The organism is Robertkochia sediminum, from assembly GCF_016786255.1.
Taxonomy (GTDB): Bacteria; Bacteroidota; Bacteroidia; order Flavobacteriales; family Flavobacteriaceae; genus Robertkochia; species Robertkochia sediminum.
On sequence record NZ_JADMKT010000069.1, the window covers coordinates 53,815 to 76,515 of the forward strand.

Genomic DNA, 22,701 nt, shown 5'->3' on the forward strand with positions numbered 1-22,701 from the left:
ATTTATTGCTATCGCAAGCAAAGCCCTTCTGAATGGAAGGGCTTTGTTGTTTTATCGGCTCATCCGACATCAGGAAGCCAAAAAGACAGTGACCCTATCCTGAAAAATATCGTAAATTTGCCTACGCAATCAGCAGTATCTTTATGTTAGATAAATTAAATGTAGTAAAACAACGTTTCGACGAAGTGTCTGATCTCATCATTCAACCCGATGTGATCGCAGACCAAAAACGTTATGTTCAGTTAAATAAGGAATACAAAGACCTCAAAGAGCTTGTAGATAAGCGGGAAGAGTATATCCAGTTAACAAGTAATATCGAAGAGGCCGAAGAGATCATTGCAGACGGGAGTGATGCCGAAATGGTCGAGATGGCCAAAATGCAACTCGAGGAGGCCAAGGAAGCCCTTCCGGGTCTGGAATCGGAGATCAAATACCTCCTGATCCCTAAAGACCCTGAAGACGCCAAGAACGTGGTGATGGAGATACGTGCCGGTACCGGTGGCGACGAGGCCAGTATCTTTGCCGGAGACCTCCAGCGCATGTATACCAAGTATTGCGAAAGCAAAGGTTGGAAGGTGAATGTGGTCGACTTCAATGAAGGGACATCCGGAGGATATAAGGAGATCATTTTTGAAGTGAGCGGAGAAGATGTGTATGGAACCCTGAAATTTGAGGCCGGTGTGCACCGTGTTCAGCGCGTGCCTCAGACAGAAACCCAGGGAAGGGTGCATACCTCTGCTGCAACCGTTATGGTGCTTCCGGAAGCTGAAGAGTTTGATGTAGAACTCGATATGGGTGATGTAAAGATCATCAGAACCACTTCAACAGGTCCCGGAGGGCAGTCGGTGAATACCACCTATTCTGCGATCCAGCTGCAACACTTACCAACAGGGATCGAAGTGCGTTGTCAGGATGAGAAATCGCAGCATAAGAACCTTGAAAAAGCGATCAAGGTCCTCCGATCAAGACTTTATGAGCGCGAACTGGCGAAAAAGCAGGAAGAAGATGCAGCCCGCCGTAAAAGCATGGTGTCCAGTGGAGACCGCAGTGCCAAGATCCGTACCTATAACTATCCGCAGGGAAGGGTTACCGATCACCGAATCGGACTCACCCTTTACGACCTGTCTAATATCGTGAACGGTGACCTCGAGAAGATCATTGAAGAACTCAAGATCGCAGAGAACACCGAAAAGCTCAAAGAAGCCAGCGAAACCATCTAATAAGAGTTAATATCTCAAGTGCCATAGACATTATGCTTTATGGCACTTTTTTTAAATAGTGCCATATTCATGACAAACCAACAATTGGAATCCCGTATCAGGGAAAAGCGTTCATTTTTGTGTGTAGGTCTCGATACCGACATGAACAAGATCCCTGAACACTTAAAAGATACAGAAGACCCTATCTTCGCATTTAACAAGGAGATCATCGATGCCACCCATAAGTACACCGTAGCTTATAAGCCCAATATTGCATTCTATGAAGCTCACGGAATTGCAGGATGGCAATCGCTAAAGAAAACCATCGACTACCTCAATACCCATTACCCCGAGGTATTTACCATTGCCGATGCCAAAAGAGGGGATATCGGGAATACTGCGGCCATGTATGCCAGGGCCTTTTTTGAGGATATGAATTTTGATTCGGTAACTGTAGCACCGTATATGGGCAGGGATTCTGTTGAGCCTTTCCTGGAGTTTGAAGATAAACATACCATTTTGCTGGCCCTTACCTCCAATCCGGGAGCCTTTGACTTTCAAACCAAGACCAATGGTGATAAGGAATTGTATAAACAGGTACTTGAAACCTCTACATCTTATAAGAATGCCGACAGACTCATGTATGTGGTGGGGGCCACCAAAGCCTCCTACCTCGAGGCGATCAGAGCACTTGTGCCGCGATCGTTCCTGCTTGTTCCCGGTGTAGGAGCCCAGGGAGGGAGTCTCGAAGATGTTTGCAAATACGGGATGAGCGAAAACGTGGGTCTTTTGGTGAATTCATCAAGGGGGATCATCTACGCTTCTTCGGGTGAAGATTTTGCCAGCGTGGCGGGTGAAAAGGCCGAGGCCCTTCAGCAGGAAATGGCAAAATGGCTTTAAAACCGTTAAATTTTTCAGGATAACCGGGTGCATGCCTTTGGGGTGTACCCTGATCTGAAAACATGAAAAAAACCGATCCTCATTGGATCGGTTTTTTTGTACAAGCTAACTCAAACAATTCAAAGTATGAATCTCCGGACTAACCGAAACGAGTTGTGAAGTAGTGCTTTTAAATTCTCCGGTTCGGGAGATGAATTCTCATGATCATTTCGTTTAGTCTAAATAATCTAATCCAAAATTATAAAAACTATATTTTTAAATCGCTGAAAATCAATAAATTGACGTTATGTTAATGATAAGTTGATCAATATGAGGGGATTTGCTATGGTGTTTATAATGCTTCTTGCGCTGCCATTAAAAGGGCAGGAGCCTGCTCTGGTATGCGATAGCGAAGCGCATAGCGCTTTTGATTTTTGGGTGGGAACCTGGTATGTTCTTGACCGGGAAGGTGAGCATGTGGGTGTCAATGAGATCCGGAAAGTCGAGGGTGGCTGTATGATCTCAGAAACCTATAAGAGTGTTACGACCCCATTTACCGGAAGGAGTCTTAATTTTCTGAATCCCGACACGGGAAAGTGGGAGCAAATTTGGGTAGACAATCAGGGTAACTACCTGCACCTGTACGGTGGGTTGCAAAATGGGGTTATGGTGATGCAGGGCGATCACGGTAATGGAGAAAACAGGCGGTCTGATAAGATCTCATGGGCCTTGCTCGATGATGGTCGGGTGCGTCAATTATGGGAGCGCCAAAAGGATTCCGGGGAGTGGACCACCATATTTGAAGGCTTCTATGTGCGTATCCCGGGCGATAAGTCTTAATAGGTTTCGATGTCTTCAAGAGGAAGGTTATCACGGTCGCCTTAGATGCCCTGAGACAGAATCTAAATTGCGCTTTTAGCGATTTTTGAAAGGTTGGGTTGGTTAATTGCAAATTAAAGTCGCCAATTTTTGCATTTTGACTAAATTGCGAACACCAAAAAATCAACGAAAAATCGCTATGGAACAACAAAAGCCTTATCAACCTAAAAATAAAGTTCGCATTGTTACCGCAGCTTCACTTTTTGATGGTCATGATGCAGCCATAAATATCATGAGGCGCATTATCCAGGCTACAGGAGTCGAGGTGATCCATCTCGGCCATGATCGCAGTGTCGAGGAGGTTGTAAATACAGCTATACAGGAAGACGCCAATGCCATTGCCATGACCTCTTACCAGGGTGGACATAATGAGTACTTTAAATATATGTATGACCTGCTCCAGGAAAAGGGAGCTACACATATTAAGGTGTTTGGAGGTGGAGGAGGAGTCATCCTCCCGGAAGAGATCGAAGAATTGATGCAATACGGGATCACCCGTATCTATTCTCCGGATGACGGGAGGGAAATGGGACTTCAGGGAATGATCAACGACCTGGTGCAACAGGCCGATTTTCCGATCGGGGAGCACCTGAACGGTGCTCATGATAAACTCCCAGCCAAAGATCCTTTGTCCATTGCACGTATGATCTCGGCAGCCGAGAACTTTCCGGAGGTCGCTCAGGGATCTCTGGAGACCATACATGAGCAAAACAAAAAAAGCACTACCCCTGTTCTGGGGATCACCGGAACGGGAGGAGCAGGAAAGAGTAGCCTCGTAGATGAGGTGGTGCGACGTTTCCTCATTGACTTTCCTGAAAAGACCATAGGGATCATATCTGTAGATCCCTCAAAAAGAAAGACCGGCGGAGCCCTGTTGGGCGATCGTATTCGCATGAATGCCATAAACAATCCGCGTGTATATATGCGAAGCCTGGCCACCCGGCAATCGAATCTCGCCCTTTCCAGACATGTGGCCGAAGCCGTAGAGGTGTTAAAAGCTGCGGGTTATGACCTGATCATCCTGGAGACTTCGGGTATCGGACAAAGCGATACGGAGATCCTGGATCACTCTGATGTATCCCTTTATGTCATGACCCCTGAATTTGGGGCTGCTACCCAGCTCGAAAAGATCGATATGCTTGATTTTGCCGATCTCGTAGCTATCAATAAGTTTGATAAAAGAGGTGCGCTTGACGCCCTGAGAGATGTGAAAAAGCAATACCAGCGCAATCATAACCTATGGGATGCAGCTGCAGACGATATGCCTGTTTACGGAACCATAGCTTCTCAGTTTAACGATCCGGGAATGAACAGCCTGTACAAGGCGATCATGGAGGTGTTGGCGACAAAGACCAATACACCACTGGAGTCGCATTATCGCCTGGGCGACGGGATGAGCGAAAAGGTATTCGTGATCCCGCCAAACAGAACCCGATACCTTTCGGAGATTGCAGAGAATAACCGTGCTTATGACCGGGAGTCTGAAAAGCAAAAAGAGGTGGCTCAAAAGCTCTATGGGGTATACACGACCCTCTGTTCGGTTTGTGATAAGAAAGTGCGTCTCGATGCCTATGGTATTGACCGGGATGATATAACGGCTGCCGAAGGCGAGAAGGCCGATTTCATCAAGCTCTTATTGGGTGAATTCGACCGCGTTAAAATGGATCTTCACCCCAGAAACTGGGAGCTTATCTTGCAGTGGAATACAAAGGTGCAGGCCTATAAGGATCCTATATACAGCTTCAAGGTTCGCGGTAAGGAGATACGTATCGAGACTCATACAGAATCCCTGTCCCACAGCCGGATCCCGAAGGTGGTACTTCCGGGATATGAGGCCTGGGGAGATATCTTATACTGGACATTACAGGAGAATGTTCCCGGGGAATTTCCTTATACAGCCGGACTTTATCCGTTTAAACGCACAGGAGAAGATCCTACCCGTATGTTTGCGGGAGAAGGTGGACCGGAACGTACCAATCGCAGGTTTCATTATGTGAGTCAGGGTATGCCTGCCAAACGTCTTTCTACGGCTTTCGATTCGGTAACCCTTTATGGTAACGATCCGGATTATCGTCCGGATATTTACGGAAAGATCGGAAATGCCGGCGTATCCGTATGTTGCCTGGATGATGCTAAAAAATTGTATTCAGGATTTGACCTTGCCGATGCCCTTACCTCAGTGAGTATGACCATTAACGGTCCGGCACCCATGTTATTGGGCTTTTTTATGAACGCGGCTATCGATCAGCAATGTGAGAAGTATATTCTCGAACACGGGCTCGAAGAAGAGGTGGAAAAAAAGATCGATGCCATTTATAAGAAAAAAAGGGTGGAGCGTCCTGTTTATCACGGGTATGCCAAGGATGGAACCACAGGAGTCAATGTGCTTCCGGAGGGGAATAACGGACTCGGACTTATGCTTCTCGGGGTTACCGGCGATCAGGTATTGCCCGAAGAGGTGTACCGTGAGATCAGGGAGAAGACCCTGGCCCAGGTGAGAGGTACGGTGCAGGCAGATATTCTCAAAGAAGATCAGGCACAGAATACCTGTATCTTCTCTACAGAATTTGCCCTGCGTCTTATGGGTGATGTTCAGGAGTACTTTATAAACAATAATGTAAGAAACTTCTATTCTGTGTCTATTTCGGGGTATCATATTGCCGAAGCAGGGGCCAACCCGATCACCCAGCTGGCGTTTACCCTGGCTAACGGATTTACCTATGTGGAGTATTACCTGAGTCGTGGGATGGATATCAACCAGTTTGGTCCAAACCTGTCGTTCTTCTTCTCGAATGGGGTAGATCCTGAATATGCGGTTATTGGCCGTGTAGCCAGAAGGATCTGGGCCAAGGCACTAAAGCATAAGTATGGAGCTAATGATCGTGCGCAAATGCTCAAGTACCACATACAAACTTCCGGTAGGTCCCTGCACGCTCAGGAGATCGATTTTAATGATATTCGTACTACGCTACAGGCACTGTACGCCATCTATGACAACTGTAATTCGTTGCATACCAATGCCTATGATGAGGCGATCACCACGCCGACAGAAGATTCAGTGCGCAGGGCTATGGCGATACAGTTGATCATCAATAAGGAGCTTGGATTGGCAAAGAACGAGAATCCGCTACAGGGAAGCTTTATCATTGAAACCCTTACCGACCTGGTCGAAGAAGCCGTGTTGACCGAGTTCGATCGTATCACCGAAAGAGGAGGCGTACTGGGGGCAATGGAGACCATGTATCAGCGTTCGAAGATCCAGGAAGAAAGCCTGCATTATGAAACGCTCAAGCATACCGGTGAATATCCTATTATCGGGGTAAATACCTTCCTTAGCAGTAAAGGCTCTCCAACAGTGATCCCGGAGGAGGTAATACGTGCCACACCGCAGGAAAAGGAACAGCAAATAGGAACCCTTAAGCGTTTGCACACGGCCTATGAAGAAGAGGCGGCAATTGCCCTGAAGAACATTCAGGAGGCAGCGCTTCACAATGAGAATATGTTCGAGCAGCTTATGGCGGCAACCAAGGTTTGCTCCCTGGGGCAGATCACCAAGGCCCTGTTCGAGGTTGGTGGTCAGTATCGCAGAAATATGTGATGTTCGCCTTTATGACCATAAAAAAAAAGCTGCTCCATTTTGGGAGCAGCTTTTTTTATTGTGTAGCGATAGCTAATGCTTTATTAATTCAGTTCACATAACCTGCCAGCCCAACGACTTTGCAGGTTTCGGAAATGGTCGATCTCTGTACGGAGCTTAGCTAAAAGCGTACCCGATGAAGAATTTCTGCTTTCCAGGTGATCACAGTATTGTTTTAAACTGCCTGTGGCATGCTGTATGGCGCGTAGACTATCTATACGAACTCTCGGGTCTTTAGTGCTTTCAACCATGGCAATGCGTGGAGCAAGACCCAGGGAGGTTGAAAGCATATGAGCAGATAATTTTTCCAACCGGTCCTTAGAACGACCCAGTTCAAGAATGCCCTTGTCTTCGGCGATCTTGTGTACCAGCTCACGGCTAAGTGTAAAGAGCTCTATGGCCTTTTTATAGACCGCCAACTCGTTAACCGGCTTGCGTTTAATTTGATATGTGGGGTATACTTTTTTCATCAGCGCAATTTTCTATTTCAAAATTACGGTAGAAAAAGCCATCATGAATTTAATAATAAAGGCAAAATTATTATTTTAGTTTAAATTGTAATGAAATATTCACACAAAGACTTAATATATGAGGCTTGATAAGCTTAATTGGGAAATTCTCGATCTCCTGCAGAAAAATGCGCGTGCATCTAATGCGGAGATCGGAAGAAAAGTGGGGCTATCCTCTCCGGCAGTAGCCGAGCGCATAAAAAAAATGGAAGACCTCGGGGTGATCAACGGCTACAGAACCGATGTGAATTATACGGCCGGGGGATACCAGTTACGGGCGATCATTACCGTACGTGCCTTTATGGGTAAATTAAAGCCATTCCTGGATAAGGTGTCTGATTTTAAGGAAGTGCTTAACTGTTATCGTATCACGGGCAACGAGAATATTATTATGGAAGTGGTCTTTCACGATCAAAAGCATTTGGAAGGGTTTATCGATACCTTGATCACCTATGGTGAGACCCGAACACATATTGTGCTATCTGATGTGATCAGTAATAATCCTATTCCCAGAAAGATGGCATAATACTTGTAAGTTTTTTTTTAAAACGTTGCTCAATTTGGTTAATTTTATGATAATGAGATTAAAGAAAGAATTACACAGCATTTTTTGGTCGGTCTTGATGTTATTTCCTTTGGTACTTCCTGCTCAGGATGGTGCCGCTCAGGCGGGGGAGATCAGGACTGCACCCCTTGATTCCTTGTTTACCATGACGTATTACCTGCCTTCTCAATACGATAGTTCAGCCTCGTGGCCTGTGATCTTCGTATTCGATCCTTCGGGGCGGGGAGATGTTGCAGTAGACCGGTTTCGGACTGCAGCCGAGAAGTACGGCTATATCGTAGCCGCCTCAGACGGCATTATGAATGGTAGCTACCAAAGAAATTACCAAAGGGCACGGACGCTTTTTGAAAAGGCCAAAACCAAGTTTCATTTAGACAGCATCAACCAGTTTACTGCCGGCTTTTCCGGTGGGGCGCGATTAGCCTCTGCTATTGCCGGTCTTTCTAAGAATATTCGTGGTGTTCTTTCTGCAGGTGCCGGGGTCAACTCGAGATATCTGGCCGTAGATCAGATCGAACCTTTTGTTTTTATTGGCATGGCTGGTGATAAGGATTTTAATTTTGCCGAAGTGAAGGCCAGTGAGGTGCTGTTGCGCTCTATTAAATATCCGCATGAGATGATCTGGTTCGAGGGAGAGCATGATTGGCCTCCTTATGAGGTTATCGAAAAGGCGGTACGAGACCTTTCGGTAAGGATGCATAGCCGTGGTCAGCAGAAGCGAAGTGCAGAAGAATTGAACGTTATGTACAATGAAGAAATTGCCTATAATCAGAAGCTACGACAGGAAGGGAATATGGTTTGGGCCTATGAGAATCTGGAAAAGATGAGGAGTTGGTACGGATTTTTGGATAAAGACCGGGATTTGAAAGATGAGATGAAGGAGGTAAAGCGCTTGAAGGGCTTCAGGTCGCAGCGCAGTGATCTGGACTATATCGATGAGATCGAACAGTTGTACCTCCAGGAGTATCTCAAATTTTTGATGGACGATATTGGAGTGGGTGAGTTGGAAGCTTTAGGGTACTGGGACCAGGAACTCAAGCATATTGAGAAATCGTTCGTTGATCATAAGGAAGAGGCCTATCGTAAAATGGCCTTCAGGATCATTGCAATGCTAAGGCTTGTGGGAGATAAGGCGAATAAAGAGTTAAAAGAGCCTGAACATTTTAAGCAACTACTGTTTACCAATATCTTTCTCACCCTCACCGATAAAAAGGATTACGATGCTTACCTGGAGTCTGTTCGTTTTGCGGTAGCATTGGGAGAATATGAAATAGCACTGTACTATACCGATAAATTATTGGAAAACGAATTTAAGGATATTGAACGCCTGAGAAACTATCCCGGGATTACCTTATTGAGGATCCAACCGGAGTTTGGAGAGGTGCTTGAAAAGTACGGATTTGACCCTCGGTTTTAGTTCCTTCTGATCTCGTAAAACGAATTCACTTAATCGATTTTTTTAACTAAACACCTTTAAAATGTTTCATATGTAACAATTGCAACTACTTTCACCCTAGTATTTTTGTTATTAGAATTGTTTAGTTAGTAAGGTTTGTTAAAAGGGAAGAACGTGTTTCTTCCTTTTTTTTTGCTCCGTGCTAACAAGGTGTTCATCTATTCCGGGTAGATCACCTCTGTTGCTGGAATCCGGGTAGGCAAAGTAGAAGAGGGGATAGCCTTTTGGGGGCGATCAAATAGCTTCTGCGGGAATTTCTATTTCCTGTACTTCACTTTCGTATTTCTCAAGGGTAAAGAAAAAGCTACTTCCCAGGCCGACGGCCGATTCGATATGGAAATCTCCGCCGCTTTTGGTGATCATTTCGCGACATAGATTTAATCCGATCCCGGTCCCTTTTTCATTATTGGTGCCGTAAGTAGACTCCATATGTGAGTTTTGATTCAAGATCTTATTGATGGTCATATCATCCATGCCGATCCCGCTATCTTTGACCTCAACTTCCCAGGATCCATCTTTTTCTTTCGCTCTAAGAATGATCGCGCCGTCGCTTTCGGTGAATTTAATAGCGTTAGAGATAAGGTTTCTGAAAATGATCATGATCTGGTCTGCATCGCCATAGATCTCTGCCTTTTGGGAGATCTCGTTTCGAATGGTAATTTTTTTACTGCTGGCTTGATGCATGAGCAGATCTATGGATTGATCAGCTAGCCATATTAATTGATGTCTTTTAGGGTTGTTTCTAGCGCCCTTCATTTGTTGTTGCGACCATAAAAGAAGGTTGTTAAGCGTAAAGGAAACATTCTTTACCTGGTTGCTTAGTTCCGGGGCGTAGTTGGTAAATTCCTCAGGGTCTATCTGTTTGTCGTTAAGGAGGTCTATGAGATTGTTAAGCGATGCGATCGGGGCCCGAAGGTCGTGGCTAATGATCGAAAACAATTTTATTTTGGTCTCGTTCATTCGTTTTAACTGAACCTCTCTTATTCCTAAGATCTTATTCTTTTTACTTAGCAGGTCGTTAAGCTTGCGTTCCAGGTTACGATTCTTTTGAGTTAGGAAGAGTACCGAAAGCAAAATAAGGATCCCACCGAAAGAAAGGAATATAAGCAGACGTTGCTTGCTAATGGCCTTTTGTGATTCTAATTGACTTTTGGCTTCCTTGCGCTCATGTTCCATCTGGATCTCCTGAATGGCCAGACTCTTTATATTCTTTTCATTGAACAAACTGTCGTTGTACTTTTTGTTCAGCTTGTGGTAGAAAAGAGCAGAGGCAAGGTCTCCTGCCTCTTCGTAAGTTTGTGATAAGACCTCTGTACTTTCTGTGATTACGGTGAATTCATCAAGATTTTCTCCCTTTTTGAAGGCTTTTAGGGCATACTGTTTGGCTTTGTTATGATCGCCCCTGGCGAAATATACCTTCGCCATGGCGTTTTCTAAAAAGGCTTTTTCCCTGGAATCATCCAGCTGTTCTTGCAATACCATGGCGTTGTTATACGCTTCTAAAGCCTGGTAGTGGAAACCTTGTTCGTAAAAAATGTCCCCTTTTACCCGTTGGGCGAATGCCAGCCAATCAGGGGTGTCCTTTTCAATGAAGAGATCAATACTTTCACTGATATGTACAAGGGCGTCTTCAAAACGATCCATATTGAGCAGGATCTCGGCCTTGTTGGCAAGCGTTTGGCCTGTGAGCAGATCGTTCCCTATTTTCACATTCAGGCTGTCTGCTCTATTGATATAGTCAAGGGCTTGCTGGTGAAAGTTCAGGGTAAAATAGTTTAACGCTAGTCCTTCGTAAGCCAGAGATAGGCGGTATGTGTTCTTCTTACCATCTTTTTCCCGCTGGCTGAACATGGTAGCGCTCTTCTTTTCACCCAGAGTAATGACTTTGTTGAGGTACTCGTTAGATGTTTTGATATTGCCATTATAGGAGTGCAGGTCACCCATATTGAGGTAGGTGATCATGAGCAGACCTTTACTGTTGAAACCTAGTGCTATGCGCTCTGATTCATTAACTAGTCTTATGGCTTCTTTTAGTCTTCCCGTTTCTGAAAGGTATATGGCACGGAGGTATCTGGCATTTATTTGTCCTTCTTCGTATCCCAGTCTATCGGCCAGGGCTATGGCCTGAAGCGAATAGACTCCTACACTGTCCATATTTCGGTAGAGGTACTTCTCGGCCTGTTGGGTGAGGTGGTCTGCCCGCAAAGTATCACCCTGACGAGGCACCGTAGGTAACTTTTCATTCTTTACCCGGTAGGCAAGAGAAAATTCATTCTGAGGCTCCTGGGTATATCCTATGCTGCACATCAATAGCAGTATGTAGAGGTACTTTAGGTTCATTCATAGCGGATAGGGTACTCAAATTTAGTAAATAATTTCACTTAACCTAACACTGGTCGAAATTTCCTTACCTTTTAACGAGCAAAACCCGACAGTGTCGGGCTTTGCATGCATTATTTGGTAATGATCTTGTGCTTAAATCGCTTTGATCTCCTTTAGCTTGGCCTTCCAGATGGCAAGATCGTCCTTATGTATCTGAATGTTTTTTCTAACCTCCTTCACGATCGGATTATTATCGTCTGCATTGATAAATTGAAGGTTGTTTTCCAGCTGTCGGATCTCATTTTTTACTTCATCGATCTTTTTGCGAATAAAGATCCTTTCGTTTCTGATGAGTTTCTCATTATCGGCATCGGCAAGTGACTGAAGCTTGTTGCCGTATTTGATCATTTCGGCCTCTTTGCGGTCCATGTTCATTTTTCGGAAGAGTGCATCGAGGATCTTGTTGAACTTGGTCTCGATGTTCTTCTTGTTGAAGGGAACTCTTCCTATAGCTTTCCAGTTTTCGATAAAGGTTTTTACCTGTTCGAGGTCTTTAGGCTGATCTCCGGAAAGTTCGAAGACCTTGATATCTTCCATGTATTCCTTTTTCTTTTCGTAAGCCTGGTTCTCTGCTTCGAAGTCTTTGTTCTTGCGGGCGTGAAGCCTGTCGAAATAGTGGTTACAGGCAGCCTTGAAATCGGCCCATACCCTATCGGAATGCTTTCTTGGCACATGACCGATCTTTTTCCAGTCTGACTGGATCTTTTTCATGATCGGTGTGGTTTCATTCCAGTCTTCACTGTCTTTTAGCGATTCGGCTAAGGCTACGAGTTCCAGCTTCTTTTCCAGGTTTTTGTGTTGTTCCTTTTTGAGGCTTTTATAGAAGGTGTTCTTGTTTCTGTTGAAACGTCTTACGGCATTCTTAAAGCGAGACCATACTTCTTCATTTACCTTATATGGCACTTTTCCTGCCTGAAAAAATTCTTCGCGGAGACCTTCGATCTCTTTGATCTGTTTTTGCCAGAGGTTGTGATTTCTAACCGGCTTGTCGGCAATGGCATCGATCTTTGAAATAATCTCCTGCTTTACCTTCAGGTTGTCTTCGTAAATAGCGTCTTGATTCTTAAAGAACTCCTGACGCTTTTTGTGAATGGTCTTGGTAGCCGCACTAAAACGATTCCAAACATCTTCACGATGTTCACGATCTACCGGGCCTATTTCTTCTTTCCAGATCTTGTGAAGTATCTGTAGCTCTCTAAAGGCCTTCTGTATGTCTTTTTCTGCTGTAAGGGCCTCTGCACGCTCGATAAGCTTTTGCTTCTCTTCGAGGTTGTGTTTGAAATCCAGGTCTCTCAGGTCGCGGTTCAGGTCAAGAAAATCGTAAAAGATCTCTACATGGTGGTGATAAGTTCTCCAGACGTCGTTATAGTTCACCCTTGGAACAGGTCCGGCATTTCGCCATTTGTCCTGCAGATCCTTAAAATGTTTGTAGGTCTCATTAATGTTCTCCTCTACATTGATGAGGCTTTTGAGCTCTTCTATGATCTCGAGGCGCTTCTGCAAATTATCCTGTAAGCGGTGCTCGAGGTTCTTGTAGTAATCGTTACGTTTTGATTTATATGAAGCATAGGCTTCGTTAAAACGGCGTTTAACAGGGGTGGTAAAGTGAAAATCGATCTCATTTCCTCCACCTTCGAGAAATTCTTCCTTCTTCTCTTCCAGAAGCTCCTGGAATTTCAGATCGAACTCCGATTTGATGGCGTCCACATGGGCTTTGATAGCCTGGATCTTTTTATCTGTAATAAGCTGATCTAATTCCTCGACCAGGGCCTCCATACTCATGGAGTGGTAGTCGAGCATAGGAATTTCATGACGGTCTTTATGACCTTCATCCTCGGCGTCTTCGGCATTAGATGCGTCGATCTCATTGAGCGTTTGCTCGTGATCGTCGTCATCTTCTTCTTTCGGGGCTTCAGGTGCCGGAGCAGCCTTTGCTTCTTCGCCTTGTTGTTCCTGTAGATTTTGATCTTGTTCCTTTCCATCTGCATCTTCATGCAGGTTATCACTTTTATTTTCCAACATTCTAAAAATGTTTAAGGTTCATCACTGCTTTTAGACTTGAAATATACTAACAAGAAAGAAATTAGCCAAGACTTTTTAGCAGTGGTTACCACCAGTGCAGACGGGAGTTGAGCAAGAATTAACTATTCCAGATCTCCCAGGATTTTTCGGCCTGTTCCACAAGCATCCGGTATCCGTTAGCGATACGTGCCTTGCGCGTCTTACCTTCTTTTAAAAATGCGGTCTCTTCGGGATTGTAGATCAGGTCGTAAAGGAGGTGTTTTTCGGTGATCAGATCATAGGGGAGGTCCGGTTTTTGGGAAACTTCCGGGAAGGTCCCCAGGGGGGTGCAATTTACGATGAGCAGATGAGCGTCTATGATCTCTTTGTTTAGCGCGCTGTAGGCGATCTGTCCGGGGTGTGGGTTTCGGCTTACAGAAACGGCCTCGATCCCCAGTTTGTTCAGCGTATGCATCACTGCCTTTGAAGCGCCACCTGTGCCCAATACCAAGGCCTTTTTGATCCCTGTATGGAGGTGCGGTACCAAGGAAACTTCAAAGCCATGGGCGTCGGTGTTATAGCCGTGCAGTTTGCCGTTGTTTACTTTGATGGTATTTACTGCTCCTATGGCCTCTGCTACGGGGTCGATGGCGTCCAGTTGTGCAATAATCGCTTCCTTATAGGGTATGGTCACATTCAAACCGCAAAGGCCCGGCGTGTTCAGCGCCATTGCTTTGAAGCCCTGAAGATCGGAAAGATCAAAGTTTTCATAGGAATACCCTTGTAATCCCTGTGTCTTGAACTTTTCAGCAAAATACCCCCGTGAAAAGGAGTAAGCGATGTTTCGACCTACGAGTCCGAATTTCTTATCCATGCCTTTTATTTCTTTTACCATACCATTCCAGTACTAATAAAATACCGATACCTACCAGGATGAAGCCCGTTGCGATCCAGGTTTCAGGAGATGCCGGGTCGGGCAGGTAGCGTTCGTAGTTCCTGATGATGGGGTTTCCGGCAGAGTCAATGAGTATGGCTCCGCTCTCTGATGTACGGTATATGGTTTTTTTCCATGGCCAAACCACACCCAGGGATCCTGCAATGAATCCGATAATGGTTGCCAGTGTTATATTCTTGTAATGCTTGAGTACATAGCTAAGTAAGTGGCTAAGGGTTACCAGGCCCGTAGCCGAGCCCAGAGTGAATACCGCAAGGATCTTCAAGGTGTGTAATCGTCGGGTATTATCGATAAAGCTCAGGTCACCGCGCATAACTTCGGCCATGGTGTCGTATAGGGCATTTACACTGTCTACAAGTAAAAGTACATAGTTGCCCAAAAGGATCAGGATAAAAGAGCCCGAAAGACCGGGAAGGGTCATTCCTGAAACACTGATGATCCCGCAGAAGAAAACAAAGATAAGATTGTCGTTCTCCCTGGCCGGACTCAAAAAGCTTATGGAGATACCTGCTATGGTTCCCATGACCAGGAAGGATAGCGTTTTTCGGTTCCAGTGATGAAAATCTTTGGCGATATAGTAGATCGACCCGATGATCATACCAAAGAAAGCCGCCCAAACGTAGAGTTCCTTTTTTTCGATAAAGTAGTCGAGTAATTTAGAAACACTAAAATAGCTCACCACCATCCCGGATAAGAGGAGTACGAGAAACTTCCCGTTTATGTATTGGTAAAATACGTTGAAGCCTCGTTTTACAAGAAGCATGAAGGCTTTGGCATTGACCTTTTGTAGCGAATAGATAAATTCTTCGTAGAATCCGGTAACAAAGGCAACCACACCTCCTGAAACTCCGGGAACCTTATTGGCTGCTCCCATGGCAAGCCCTTTAATGAAAAGGAAGAGCTTGTCTGAAAAGTTTCTGGTGGGTTGATACATGTGTTATGACTGTTTTGCTGCGAAACGCTCCAGAATGTAAATAAATAAAAATCCGCCTATCGCCAAAATACAGGCAGTAAGGAGTTGCGGATTTCCGTCAAACTGAAATGGTGATATGCTTTGTTCTACAGTAATGGTTTTTTCGCCAATTGTCCTGCTGCTTATCACTTCTTTCCAGGGCCATATCTTATTCAGGGATCCGAAGATGAAACCGGTAAGTACGGCCAGGGTGATGTTCTTATAGTGCTGGAACAGGTATTTAAGGAGGCGCGAAAAGCTCAGGAGTCCGAAAACAGCCCCAACAGCTACAATAGCCAGGGTCTTCAGGTCTTTGTCGTTAATAGCGCCCAGTACGGTCTCATAAGCACCCAACAACACCAGGATGAATGCTCCGGAAATACCGGGAAGGATCATGGCACAAATGGCCAGGGCTCCTGCGAGAAACAAAAAGGGAATGCTGCCGTTGTCATGCATCGGGGGTAGGGTGGTGATATACCAGGCTGTGGCTGCCCCGATAACGAAGCCTGCAATAGTAGCTATTCTCCATCTGTCGATCTGTTTTGCTACGAGAATAACACTGGCGAGAACGAGTCCGAAGAAAAAGCTCCAGAGTAAGATAGGTTCATTTTCCAGAAGCCATTTAAGCAGGCGGGCCAGGGACAATACACTAATGGCGATCCCCGTGAGCAAAGCCAAAAGGAAGTTCCCGTTAATATGGCGCCATGCCGGCCGAAGGCCTTCTTTGCGAAGCACCTGAAGTGCTTCCAGGTTGACCCTGCTTATGGTGTCTATAAGTTCTTCATAGATCCCGGAAATAAAGGCGATGGTTCCTCCGGAAACGCCGGGAACCACATCGGCAGCTCCCATGGCCATACCCTTAAGGGTAATGATGAAATAATCGGTAAGGCTTCTTTGCATACAGTATTCTTGAGCGAACAAAAGTATGCATTTTTTTTAAGGCTGAACGTTGCGAAAACTGGAGATCAGTTTTCGGATCTTAGGCCGTTTGAAAACCGATGGGAACAATACTTCAATGGTCTGATGATCTTCGTAATTGTGCTTCAGTGCCTTAGTTAAATGGTGATCTCCCTTAATGCTGTCGCCAATGGTGTAATACATCCCTGCGAGCCTGTATTCCAGGTCTGAATTTTCGGGATAGAATTCGAGAGCTTGCAGCAACGAATGGATGGCACTCTCGTATTCTCCGGTCTTAAGGAGCACATCGGCCCATGACAGCCAGGTTTGCAACTCGTAATTTCCGAGTTCAACCGTCTTGCGATACGCCATGTCGGCCTCCTCGTAAAAGTGCAGGAGTTCGTTAATACGGGCACAACGCTTCCAGTATTGCACGTTCTCACCGTCTATATTAATGGCTTTGTTAATGTAGTACAAGGCCTTCTGGTAGTTCTTATGTTTGAAATAAAAGTCGGTAATGGCCAGCCATCCTTTGTCCAGTAACGGATCTTCGTGAACGGTTCTATAGAAATATTTCTTGGCAAGTTCGTCGTTACCGAGCTTGTCGTGGCATATGCCGATACGCAGATAGGCATAGGAGGTAGGATCGTCCAGGTTAAGGGTGATCTCGTAGTTCTCAATGGCCTCGTTATATCTTTTTAATTTTTCGAGGACCCTTCCTTTTTCGAGGTAGGCTCCGATAAAGGTGTCGTCAGAAAAGGTGGCGAACTCGAAAGACGCCAGGGCCTCCTTGTACATCTTTTTGGTCATGAATTGTTTTCCCAGCTGGTGCCATGCCACCTCGCAATACGGATTGTCATTGAGGTAGTCGTTCAAAAATTCGATGGCTCCATCAAAATCTTCCAGAAACTCATAACAGTAGATGGCGTTATAAAGGGCCGAGTAATCTTCCGGATCTTCTTCCAGGCAACGCAGGAAGGCGTCTTTTGCGGCTTCATAGTCGTCCAGAAACAGGTATTCCATTCCGAGGAGGGAATTGATATCGGCCTTTTCATCGCTCATACTCAGCGCGATCTGCAGGCATTCTACGGCCTTGTGGTGCTTGTCTCTTTTAGAATAGATATTGGCCTTTTGAATAAAGACCTCTTCGTTAGACGACTCGATGAGCTCGATCTCCTGAAGCAACTCTTCTGCGGCGTCGAACTGATTTTCAAAAACCAGGACTTCGACACTTAGCAGTTTGAGGTCGGCCGAACTGGGGTGCTGTCCCAATCCTATCTTAATGGCCTTTTTCGCGAGGGCGATCTTTCCGGAATTCAAGTAGTGATGTATGATCTCCTGAAAGTCTTCTGTATCAAAGAAATACACATCATTGGTCTTGAGCATGGATTCAAACTTCTCTAGCGGCAGGTTTCGGTCATCATGAGCACTGTAAGGCATAGGCGGTGCTTTTTTTAGATTGCTTGATAATAAATTTAGGATTTGAGTGGGTAAATCCGGATTCGATGTTCTATTCTTATCAACAAATTAATTAACATCTTGGTCGTTGTAGCTGTCTAATACTTTCAGAATGAGCTCACAACCTTTCCTGATCTCTAGGGTGGTAATGGTTAATGGTGGCGTAATGCGAACCGCTCTGGTTTCGTAAAGAAGCCAGAACAGGATCAGGTTATTTTTAAGGCCTTCCAGCACCAGGTGGTTGGCTATGGCAGCGTCTTTAAGGATCACCGCGAGCATGAGTCCTCTGCCGCGTACCTCCCCGATCAGTGGGTGAACCAGCAGGGATCTGAAAAGGGCTTCCTTTTCGAGGGCTTCCTCCATGAGGTTACTTTCCATAAGTTCTTTCAGGGTGGCCAGGGCAGCAGCTGCGATCACGGGATTTCCTCCAAAGGTGGTTACGTGACCCAATTTCGGATTCTTCTGGAGGGTGGCCATCATTTTTGATGATGCAGTAAAAGCTCCCACAGGCATTCCTGAGGCCATGCCTTTGCCCATGACCAGAATATCCGGTACGATATGGTAATTCATAAACCCGAAGAGTTTTCCGGTGCGGCCAAAGCCTGGTTGTATCTCATCGAGAATGAGCAGGGCTCCGGTTTCTTCACATCGGGCCTTGACCTTCTCAAGGTAATGGTTCTTGGGTTCTATAAATCCGGCCCCACCTTGAATGGTCTCTAAAATGACCCCGGCGGTCTCTTCGGTGATCTTCTCCAGGTCTTCTTCTTTATTGAACTCGATGAAGCTTATTCCCGGTAACAGGGGCCTGAAGGCACCTTTGCGCTCTTCATACCCCATGAGGCTCATAGATCCCTGGGTATTTCCGTGGTAGGCGTGTTTTGCGGCAACCAGCTTACCGCGACCGGTTACCCGTTTGGCGAGTTTCATAGCTCCCTCGATAGCTTCTGTTCCCGAGTTTACGAGGTAGGTGGTCTCCAGGGGTGCAGGCAGGTGTTTTGCCAGCAATTCGGTGAGTTCAACGGCCGGGCGAAGCGCAAATTCACCATAGACCATGACGTGTAAATATTTTTCTGCCTGTTCCTTGATCGCATTCACGATCTTCGGGTGGCTGTGTCCCAGGGTATTTGCAGATACTCCTGCGACCAGGTCGAGGTAGGCCGCCCCGTTAGCATCATAGAGATAGCTGCCCGATGCCCGTACGATCTCCAGGGCAAGCGGGTGCGGGGAGGTTTGGGCCTGGTATTTTAAAAATTTATCTTTCACCAACCTTATTGTTCTTCATGAGGTAGAGATCCCTTGCCCACCTTTGTAGTGTCTTTAGCGGCAGGCATTGGCTTCACAGGTTGTAAGCCTGCAGGCGAATTGGTCTCTTCCGGTTCTTCTTCATCATCTTCAACATCCTCCGGAGTGAGGTCGGGGTTGTCAGGGTCGATCGGGGCAGAAATTCCAAGTATAGGAACAAGCCCTTCATTCATATCTTCTTCACTAAAGAGGTCTTGCACACCGTTGATCATCTCATCGCCCCTCCAGTAAAATCCTTTATACCTTCTGTCGGGGATGGGAAGGGCACCTTCAGGAAAAATATTACCATCTACGTTGTTGAACGAGGTTACTTCATCTATGGCGTTTTCGATGAGGGTGAAATTGATCCTTCCACATTTACGCTTGTCAATACCAATAAACTCACCGTTGTCGTCCCAGAGGTAGTAAATAAGCTCTGCGTTCTTGATCATGTCAATATACTTGAGCTCGTTGTTCTCAAAATGACCGTAGAGGTTCTTGGCTTTTATCTGGTTAAAGCCTTGTTTCAGGCTGTCTTTATATTTTGCGTGACTTACGGAGTCCAGCTGAATGATAAAGGCGTCGCCGAGAACTTTCAGGGAATCCAGCTTCTCTGTTTTCGGATTTGATAGCAGAACGATACTGTCTCCTGTCATCTGTGATCTGGCGCTCCATATTACCGGTCTGTATTTTCCGGCCAGCTTTTCTGATACACCTGCCGGTCGTTTGGTGATAAAGCGGGTGATCCCCGATCTCTGATCAGAATGGATCGAATCGCAACGACCACTCATATCGCTTTTGTAAAAGCGGGCATCTTTGAAGGCGCGAATAATACGGCCGTCTTCCGGACCTGTAACCATCAGAGTGTCTCCGTGAATATAGAGGGAGTCCTTTTCAAATACCGAGATCGCAAGGGCCTTACGGGTTACGAAAACCGAATCTTCGGCCTTGAACACCTCGGCATAGTTTCCTTTGATCACCCCCTGGTTAATGGTATCTATGACCTTGATGTTATTGGTGGCCGAAGCAAATTGTCTCGCTTTGTCAAAAAAGAGGCTGTCGCCGTAAATGATCCTGTCGTTATAGTCTATGCGGGTGTTTTTAACCCCGTAGCCTGTCTCTCCAACCGTACTGTAATAGCCTTTTTCGCAGTAGATCTTATAGTCTTTCCCGGTAATGGTGGAGGGTCCGTACATGAAGGCATTTCTGGATTTGGTGTAATAATCCAGGCGGGAACTTTCTATATGATATTCCGGATTGGTGATCTGTACGTCACTACTGAATTCGTATTTACTGAGTTCCAGGTAGTATTTTCCCCGGTTCGAGGTGAGGGTGTTTTCGCTGTCGCGAACGGTCCCTTCTGTTTTGTAATATGCCTGTTGCTTATTTCTGTCAAATTCTACCTCTTCGGTCGAGAGGCTCATGGAGTTATTGCGAAGGTTTACCTTACCCCGGGCAATAGCGATCTTGGTATTGGCGTCGTATTCGGCCTCCTCGCTGCGCATACGTATCGAGTCGCCCTGTTGGAAAAACACATTTCCAAAGGCCTCGATCCTGTTGTCTTGTCTCCAGAATACCGCCACATCACACCAGAGCTCAATGCCATCGTGTTCGAACTTTACCTGCTGGTTGTCCTTACTCATGATATCGGCACCTGGATATTTCACTTCGTCTTTGGTGAAATCACCAGGGTGGGTAATGTTGACCTTTTTCTTTTCCTGTGCCTGGAGTGTATTTACGCCACACAGGACGAAAAGCATCAATAGTATTTGTATCGTTCGTTTCAAGGTCCTTCTCGTTTGGAGTTCAAAAATAATGCTTTTTCACTAAGAGCGGGAAATGCTATCCATTTTAGGAAAACAAAAAACGCATTACCACGGGGTAATGCGTTGTATGTTTGGGTAGGACGCGCTGCTTAACGGTGAATGGTTTGTGTCCTGTCGGGACCAACCGATACGATCTTCACCGGCACTTCCAGTTCTTTTTCAAGGAAGCTGATATATTCGTTGAGTTCCAGAGGGAATTCTGTTTCCGATTTGATACCGGTAAGGTCTTTACTCCATCCTTTCATCTCGGTATACACCGGCTCTACATGATCACTTTCGATGTTGTAAGGCAGGTGTTCGATCTCTTCACCGCGGTATTTGTAGGCGGTACAAACCTTCAGGCTTTCAAATCCGCTCAATACATCGGCTTTCATCATCATGAGCTGGGTAACACCATTAACACGCACGGCGTATTTAAGGGCAACCAGGTCAAGCCATCCGCAACGACGCTTTCTTCCGGTGGTAGCACCGAATTCGTTACCTACGCGGCCCATGGTATCTCCGATCTCGTCAAAGAGTTCGGTAGGGAAGGGACCACTACCCACACGGGTGGTGTATGCCTTGAAGATCCCCAGAACTTCCCCGATCTTTCCGGGAGCAACTCCCAGTCCGGTACATGCTCCGGCGGCGGTGGTGTTCGATGAGGTTACAAAAGGATAGGTTCCAAAGTCAATATCCAACAGAGACCCTTGCGCTCCTTCCGCGAGAATGGTGCGGCCGGCCTTGATAGCATCGTGCATATAGGCCTCACTGTCGATAAAGGTGAGTTCCTTTAATTTTTCGATGGCAGTAAAGAATTCTGCTTCCAGTTCATCGAGGTTGTATTGAACATCGACATCGTAGAACTTGATTATTGCTTCGTGTTTATCTGCCAGGTTGCGGTATTTTTCCTGCCAGTCGGGCATTTCCAGGTCTCCAACGCGAATACCGTTACGTCCGGTCTTATCCATATACGTAGGACCAATACCTTTTAGGGTCGAACCGATCTTGGCCTTTCCCTTTGCGGCTTCAGAAGCTGCATCCAGTAAACGGTGAGTAGGCAGGATCAGGTGGGCCTTTCTGGAAATAAGGAGCTTTGATTTGATATCGAGATCGAATTGCTCGAGATTATCGAGCTCTTTTCTGAAGATCACAGGATCGATCACAACCCCGTTCCCAACGATATTGATGGCATTTTCGTGAAAAATACCGGAAGGGATCGTGTGTAAAACGTGCTTGATCCCATCGAATTCAAGGGTGTGACCTGCATTGGGACCCCCCTGAAAACGAGCGATAATGTCGTAATTTCGGGTGAGTACATCAACGATCTTTCCTTTTCCTTCGTCGCCCCATTGGAGCCCTAGTAGTAAATCTACTGCCATTGTATTGTGATGTAATTATTGGTTTTCTTTGTTTTTTGTGCCGTAAAAATAGAGGGAGTGGTTTTGTATCTTGATATCAAAAACCTCTTCGATGGTCTTCTTGATGCTTTCGATCCTGGGGTCGCAGAACTCCATGACCTCACCTGTGTCGGTAAGGATCACGTGATCGTGTTGCTTGTCAAAATACGATTTTTCATAGTGGGCCTGGTTCTGGCCGAACTGGTGTTTACGTACCAGGTTGCATTCCAAAAGCAGTTCTATGGTGTTGTATAGGGTGGCACGACTTACCCTGTAATTCTTGTTCTTCATATTGATATAGAGCGACTCTATATCAAAGTGATCGTCGTTGTCGTAAATTTCCTGGAGTATGGCATAGCGTTCCGGGGTTTTCCGGTGGCCGTGTTCTTCAAGGAACTTGGTGAACACATTTTTAACGATCTCCTGGTTATTTTGATCTGCCATTT

General features: G+C 45.8%; 17 protein-coding genes. 6 read left to right on the forward strand and 11 right to left on the reverse strand.

Annotated elements, in window-relative coordinates:
• The first annotated feature begins 143 nt into the window (after nt 1–143).
• From prfA to IS446_RS04925, 4 genes are all read left to right on the forward strand, one after another.
• The gene (gene prfA / locus IS446_RS04910; protein WP_203058893.1) at nt 144–1,220 is read left to right on the forward strand and encodes a peptide chain release factor 1; all 1,077 of its coding nucleotides are present in this window, start codon (nt 144–146) and stop codon (nt 1,218–1,220) included.
• Nucleotides 1,221–1,289: 69 nt separating this feature from the next.
• The gene (pyrF, locus tag IS446_RS04915) at nt 1,290–2,099 is read left to right on the forward strand and encodes an orotidine-5'-phosphate decarboxylase (protein WP_203058894.1); all 810 of its coding nucleotides are present in this window, start codon (nt 1,290–1,292) and stop codon (nt 2,097–2,099) included.
• Between the two features lie 309 nt (nt 2,100–2,408).
• On the forward strand, nt 2,409–2,918 hold the full coding sequence (locus tag IS446_RS04920; protein WP_203058895.1) for a hypothetical protein: 510 nt from the start codon (nt 2,409–2,411) through the stop codon (nt 2,916–2,918).
• A gap of 178 nt (nt 2,919–3,096) precedes the next feature.
• A complete protein-coding gene (locus IS446_RS04925; RefSeq protein WP_203058896.1) occupies nt 3,097–6,555 on the forward strand; it encodes a methylmalonyl-CoA mutase family protein in 3,459 nt (1,152 codons plus the stop codon).
• Nucleotides 6,556–6,638: 83 nt separating this feature from the next.
• On the opposite strand, the gene IS446_RS04930 is transcribed toward IS446_RS04925, so the two are convergent.
• Nucleotides 6,639–7,064 carry a hypothetical protein gene (locus tag IS446_RS04930; RefSeq protein ID WP_203058897.1) on the reverse strand — a complete coding sequence of 142 codons (426 nt, stop codon included), beginning with the start codon at nt 7,062–7,064 and terminating at the stop codon, nt 6,639–6,641.
• 118 nt (nt 7,065–7,182) lie between these two features.
• Between IS446_RS04930 and IS446_RS04935 the strand changes: the two genes are divergently transcribed.
• Both IS446_RS04935 and IS446_RS04940 read left to right on the forward strand, forming a co-directional pair.
• Nucleotides 7,183–7,629: an Lrp/AsnC family transcriptional regulator gene (locus IS446_RS04935; protein ID WP_203058898.1), complete on the forward strand. Its 447-nt coding sequence runs from the start codon at nt 7,183–7,185 to the stop codon at nt 7,627–7,629.
• 52 nt (nt 7,630–7,681) lie between these two features.
• Nucleotides 7,682–9,085, forward strand: a complete 1,404-nt coding sequence (locus IS446_RS04940) for an alpha/beta hydrolase (RefSeq protein WP_203058899.1) — start codon at nt 7,682–7,684, stop codon at nt 9,083–9,085.
• A 273-nt stretch (nt 9,086–9,358) separates the two neighbouring features.
• Here IS446_RS04940 and IS446_RS04945 read toward each other — a convergent pair whose 3' ends face one another.
• The 10 genes from IS446_RS04945 to IS446_RS04990 all read right to left on the reverse strand — a co-directional run bounded on the left by IS446_RS04945 (nt 9,359) and on the right by IS446_RS04990 (nt 22,699).
• Nucleotides 9,359–11,464 (reverse strand): tetratricopeptide repeat-containing sensor histidine kinase, encoded by a 2,106-nt coding sequence (locus IS446_RS04945; RefSeq protein WP_203058900.1) that lies wholly within the window; start codon nt 11,462–11,464, stop codon nt 9,359–9,361.
• A gap of 135 nt (nt 11,465–11,599) precedes the next feature.
• Nucleotides 11,600–13,528, reverse strand: a complete 1,929-nt coding sequence (locus IS446_RS04950; RefSeq protein WP_203058901.1) for a DUF349 domain-containing protein — start codon at nt 13,526–13,528, stop codon at nt 11,600–11,602.
• 118 nt (nt 13,529–13,646) lie between these two features.
• A complete protein-coding gene (locus IS446_RS04955; protein WP_235996406.1) occupies nt 13,647–14,381 on the reverse strand; it encodes a shikimate dehydrogenase family protein in 735 nt (244 codons plus the stop codon).
• Nucleotides 14,374–15,396, reverse strand: coding sequence for a DUF368 domain-containing protein (locus tag IS446_RS04960; RefSeq protein ID WP_203058903.1), 1,023 nt, complete (start codon nt 15,394–15,396; stop codon nt 14,374–14,376). Before IS446_RS04960 ends, IS446_RS04955 begins: the two co-directional genes overlap by 8 nt.
• 3 nt (nt 15,397–15,399) lie before the next feature.
• The gene (locus IS446_RS04965) at nt 15,400–16,314 is read right to left on the reverse strand and encodes a DUF368 domain-containing protein (protein ID WP_203058904.1); all 915 of its coding nucleotides are present in this window, start codon (nt 16,312–16,314) and stop codon (nt 15,400–15,402) included.
• Between the two features lie 36 nt (nt 16,315–16,350).
• The gene (locus IS446_RS04970) at nt 16,351–17,751 is read right to left on the reverse strand and encodes a tetratricopeptide repeat protein (RefSeq protein WP_203058905.1); all 1,401 of its coding nucleotides are present in this window, start codon (nt 17,749–17,751) and stop codon (nt 16,351–16,353) included.
• An 87-nt stretch (nt 17,752–17,838) separates the two neighbouring features.
• Complete coding sequence (locus IS446_RS04975) at nt 17,839–19,032, reverse strand: aspartate aminotransferase family protein (protein ID WP_203058906.1); 1,194 nt, start codon at nt 19,030–19,032, stop codon at nt 17,839–17,841.
• A 5-nt stretch (nt 19,033–19,037) separates the two neighbouring features.
• Nucleotides 19,038–20,810, reverse strand: a complete 1,773-nt coding sequence (locus tag IS446_RS04980; protein WP_203058907.1) for an OstA-like protein — start codon at nt 20,808–20,810, stop codon at nt 19,038–19,040.
• 155 nt (nt 20,811–20,965) lie between these two features.
• Nucleotides 20,966–22,237: an adenylosuccinate synthase gene (locus tag IS446_RS04985; RefSeq protein ID WP_203058908.1), complete on the reverse strand. Its 1,272-nt coding sequence runs from the start codon at nt 22,235–22,237 to the stop codon at nt 20,966–20,968.
• 15 nt (nt 22,238–22,252) lie between these two features.
• A complete protein-coding gene (locus IS446_RS04990; protein ID WP_203058909.1) occupies nt 22,253–22,699 on the reverse strand; it encodes a Fur family transcriptional regulator in 447 nt (148 codons plus the stop codon).
• Between the last annotated feature and the right edge of the window lie 2 nt (nt 22,700–22,701).

Excerpts from the sequence above, each read along its gene's own strand:
- prfA (WP_203058893.1), top strand. The coding sequence starts at position 144 with ATGTTAGATAAATTAAATGTAGTAAAACAACGTTTCGACGAAGTGTCT.
- pyrF (WP_203058894.1), top strand. The coding sequence starts at position 1,290 with ATGACAAACCAACAATTGGAATCCCGTATCAGGGAAAAGCGTTCATTT.
- IS446_RS04920 (WP_203058895.1), top strand. The coding sequence starts at position 2,409 with ATGAGGGGATTTGCTATGGTGTTTATAATGCTTCTTGCGCTGCCATTA.
- IS446_RS04925 (WP_203058896.1), top strand. The coding sequence starts at position 3,097 with ATGGAACAACAAAAGCCTTATCAACCTAAAAATAAAGTTCGCATTGTT.
- IS446_RS04930 (WP_203058897.1), bottom strand. The coding sequence starts at position 7,064 with ATGAAAAAAGTATACCCCACATATCAAATTAAACGCAAGCCGGTTAAC.
- IS446_RS04935 (WP_203058898.1), top strand. The coding sequence starts at position 7,183 with ATGAGGCTTGATAAGCTTAATTGGGAAATTCTCGATCTCCTGCAGAAA.
- IS446_RS04940 (WP_203058899.1), top strand. The coding sequence starts at position 7,682 with ATGAGATTAAAGAAAGAATTACACAGCATTTTTTGGTCGGTCTTGATG.
- IS446_RS04945 (WP_203058900.1), bottom strand. The coding sequence starts at position 11,464 with ATGAACCTAAAGTACCTCTACATACTGCTATTGATGTGCAGCATAGGA.
- IS446_RS04950 (WP_203058901.1), bottom strand. The coding sequence starts at position 13,528 with ATGTTGGAAAATAAAAGTGATAACCTGCATGAAGATGCAGATGGAAAG.
- IS446_RS04955 (WP_235996406.1), bottom strand. The coding sequence starts at position 14,381 with ATGGATAAGAAATTCGGACTCGTAGGTCGAAACATCGCTTACTCCTTT.
- IS446_RS04960 (WP_203058903.1), bottom strand. The coding sequence starts at position 15,396 with ATGTATCAACCCACCAGAAACTTTTCAGACAAGCTCTTCCTTTTCATT.
- IS446_RS04965 (WP_203058904.1), bottom strand. The coding sequence starts at position 16,314 with ATGCAAAGAAGCCTTACCGATTATTTCATCATTACCCTTAAGGGTATG.
- IS446_RS04970 (WP_203058905.1), bottom strand. The coding sequence starts at position 17,751 with ATGCCTTACAGTGCTCATGATGACCGAAACCTGCCGCTAGAGAAGTTT.
- IS446_RS04980 (WP_203058907.1), bottom strand. The coding sequence starts at position 20,810 with ATGCTTTTCGTCCTGTGTGGCGTAAATACACTCCAGGCACAGGAAAAG.
- IS446_RS04985 (WP_203058908.1), bottom strand. The coding sequence starts at position 22,237 with ATGGCAGTAGATTTACTACTAGGGCTCCAATGGGGCGACGAAGGAAAA.
- IS446_RS04990 (WP_203058909.1), bottom strand. The coding sequence starts at position 22,699 with ATGGCAGATCAAAATAACCAGGAGATCGTTAAAAATGTGTTCACCAAG.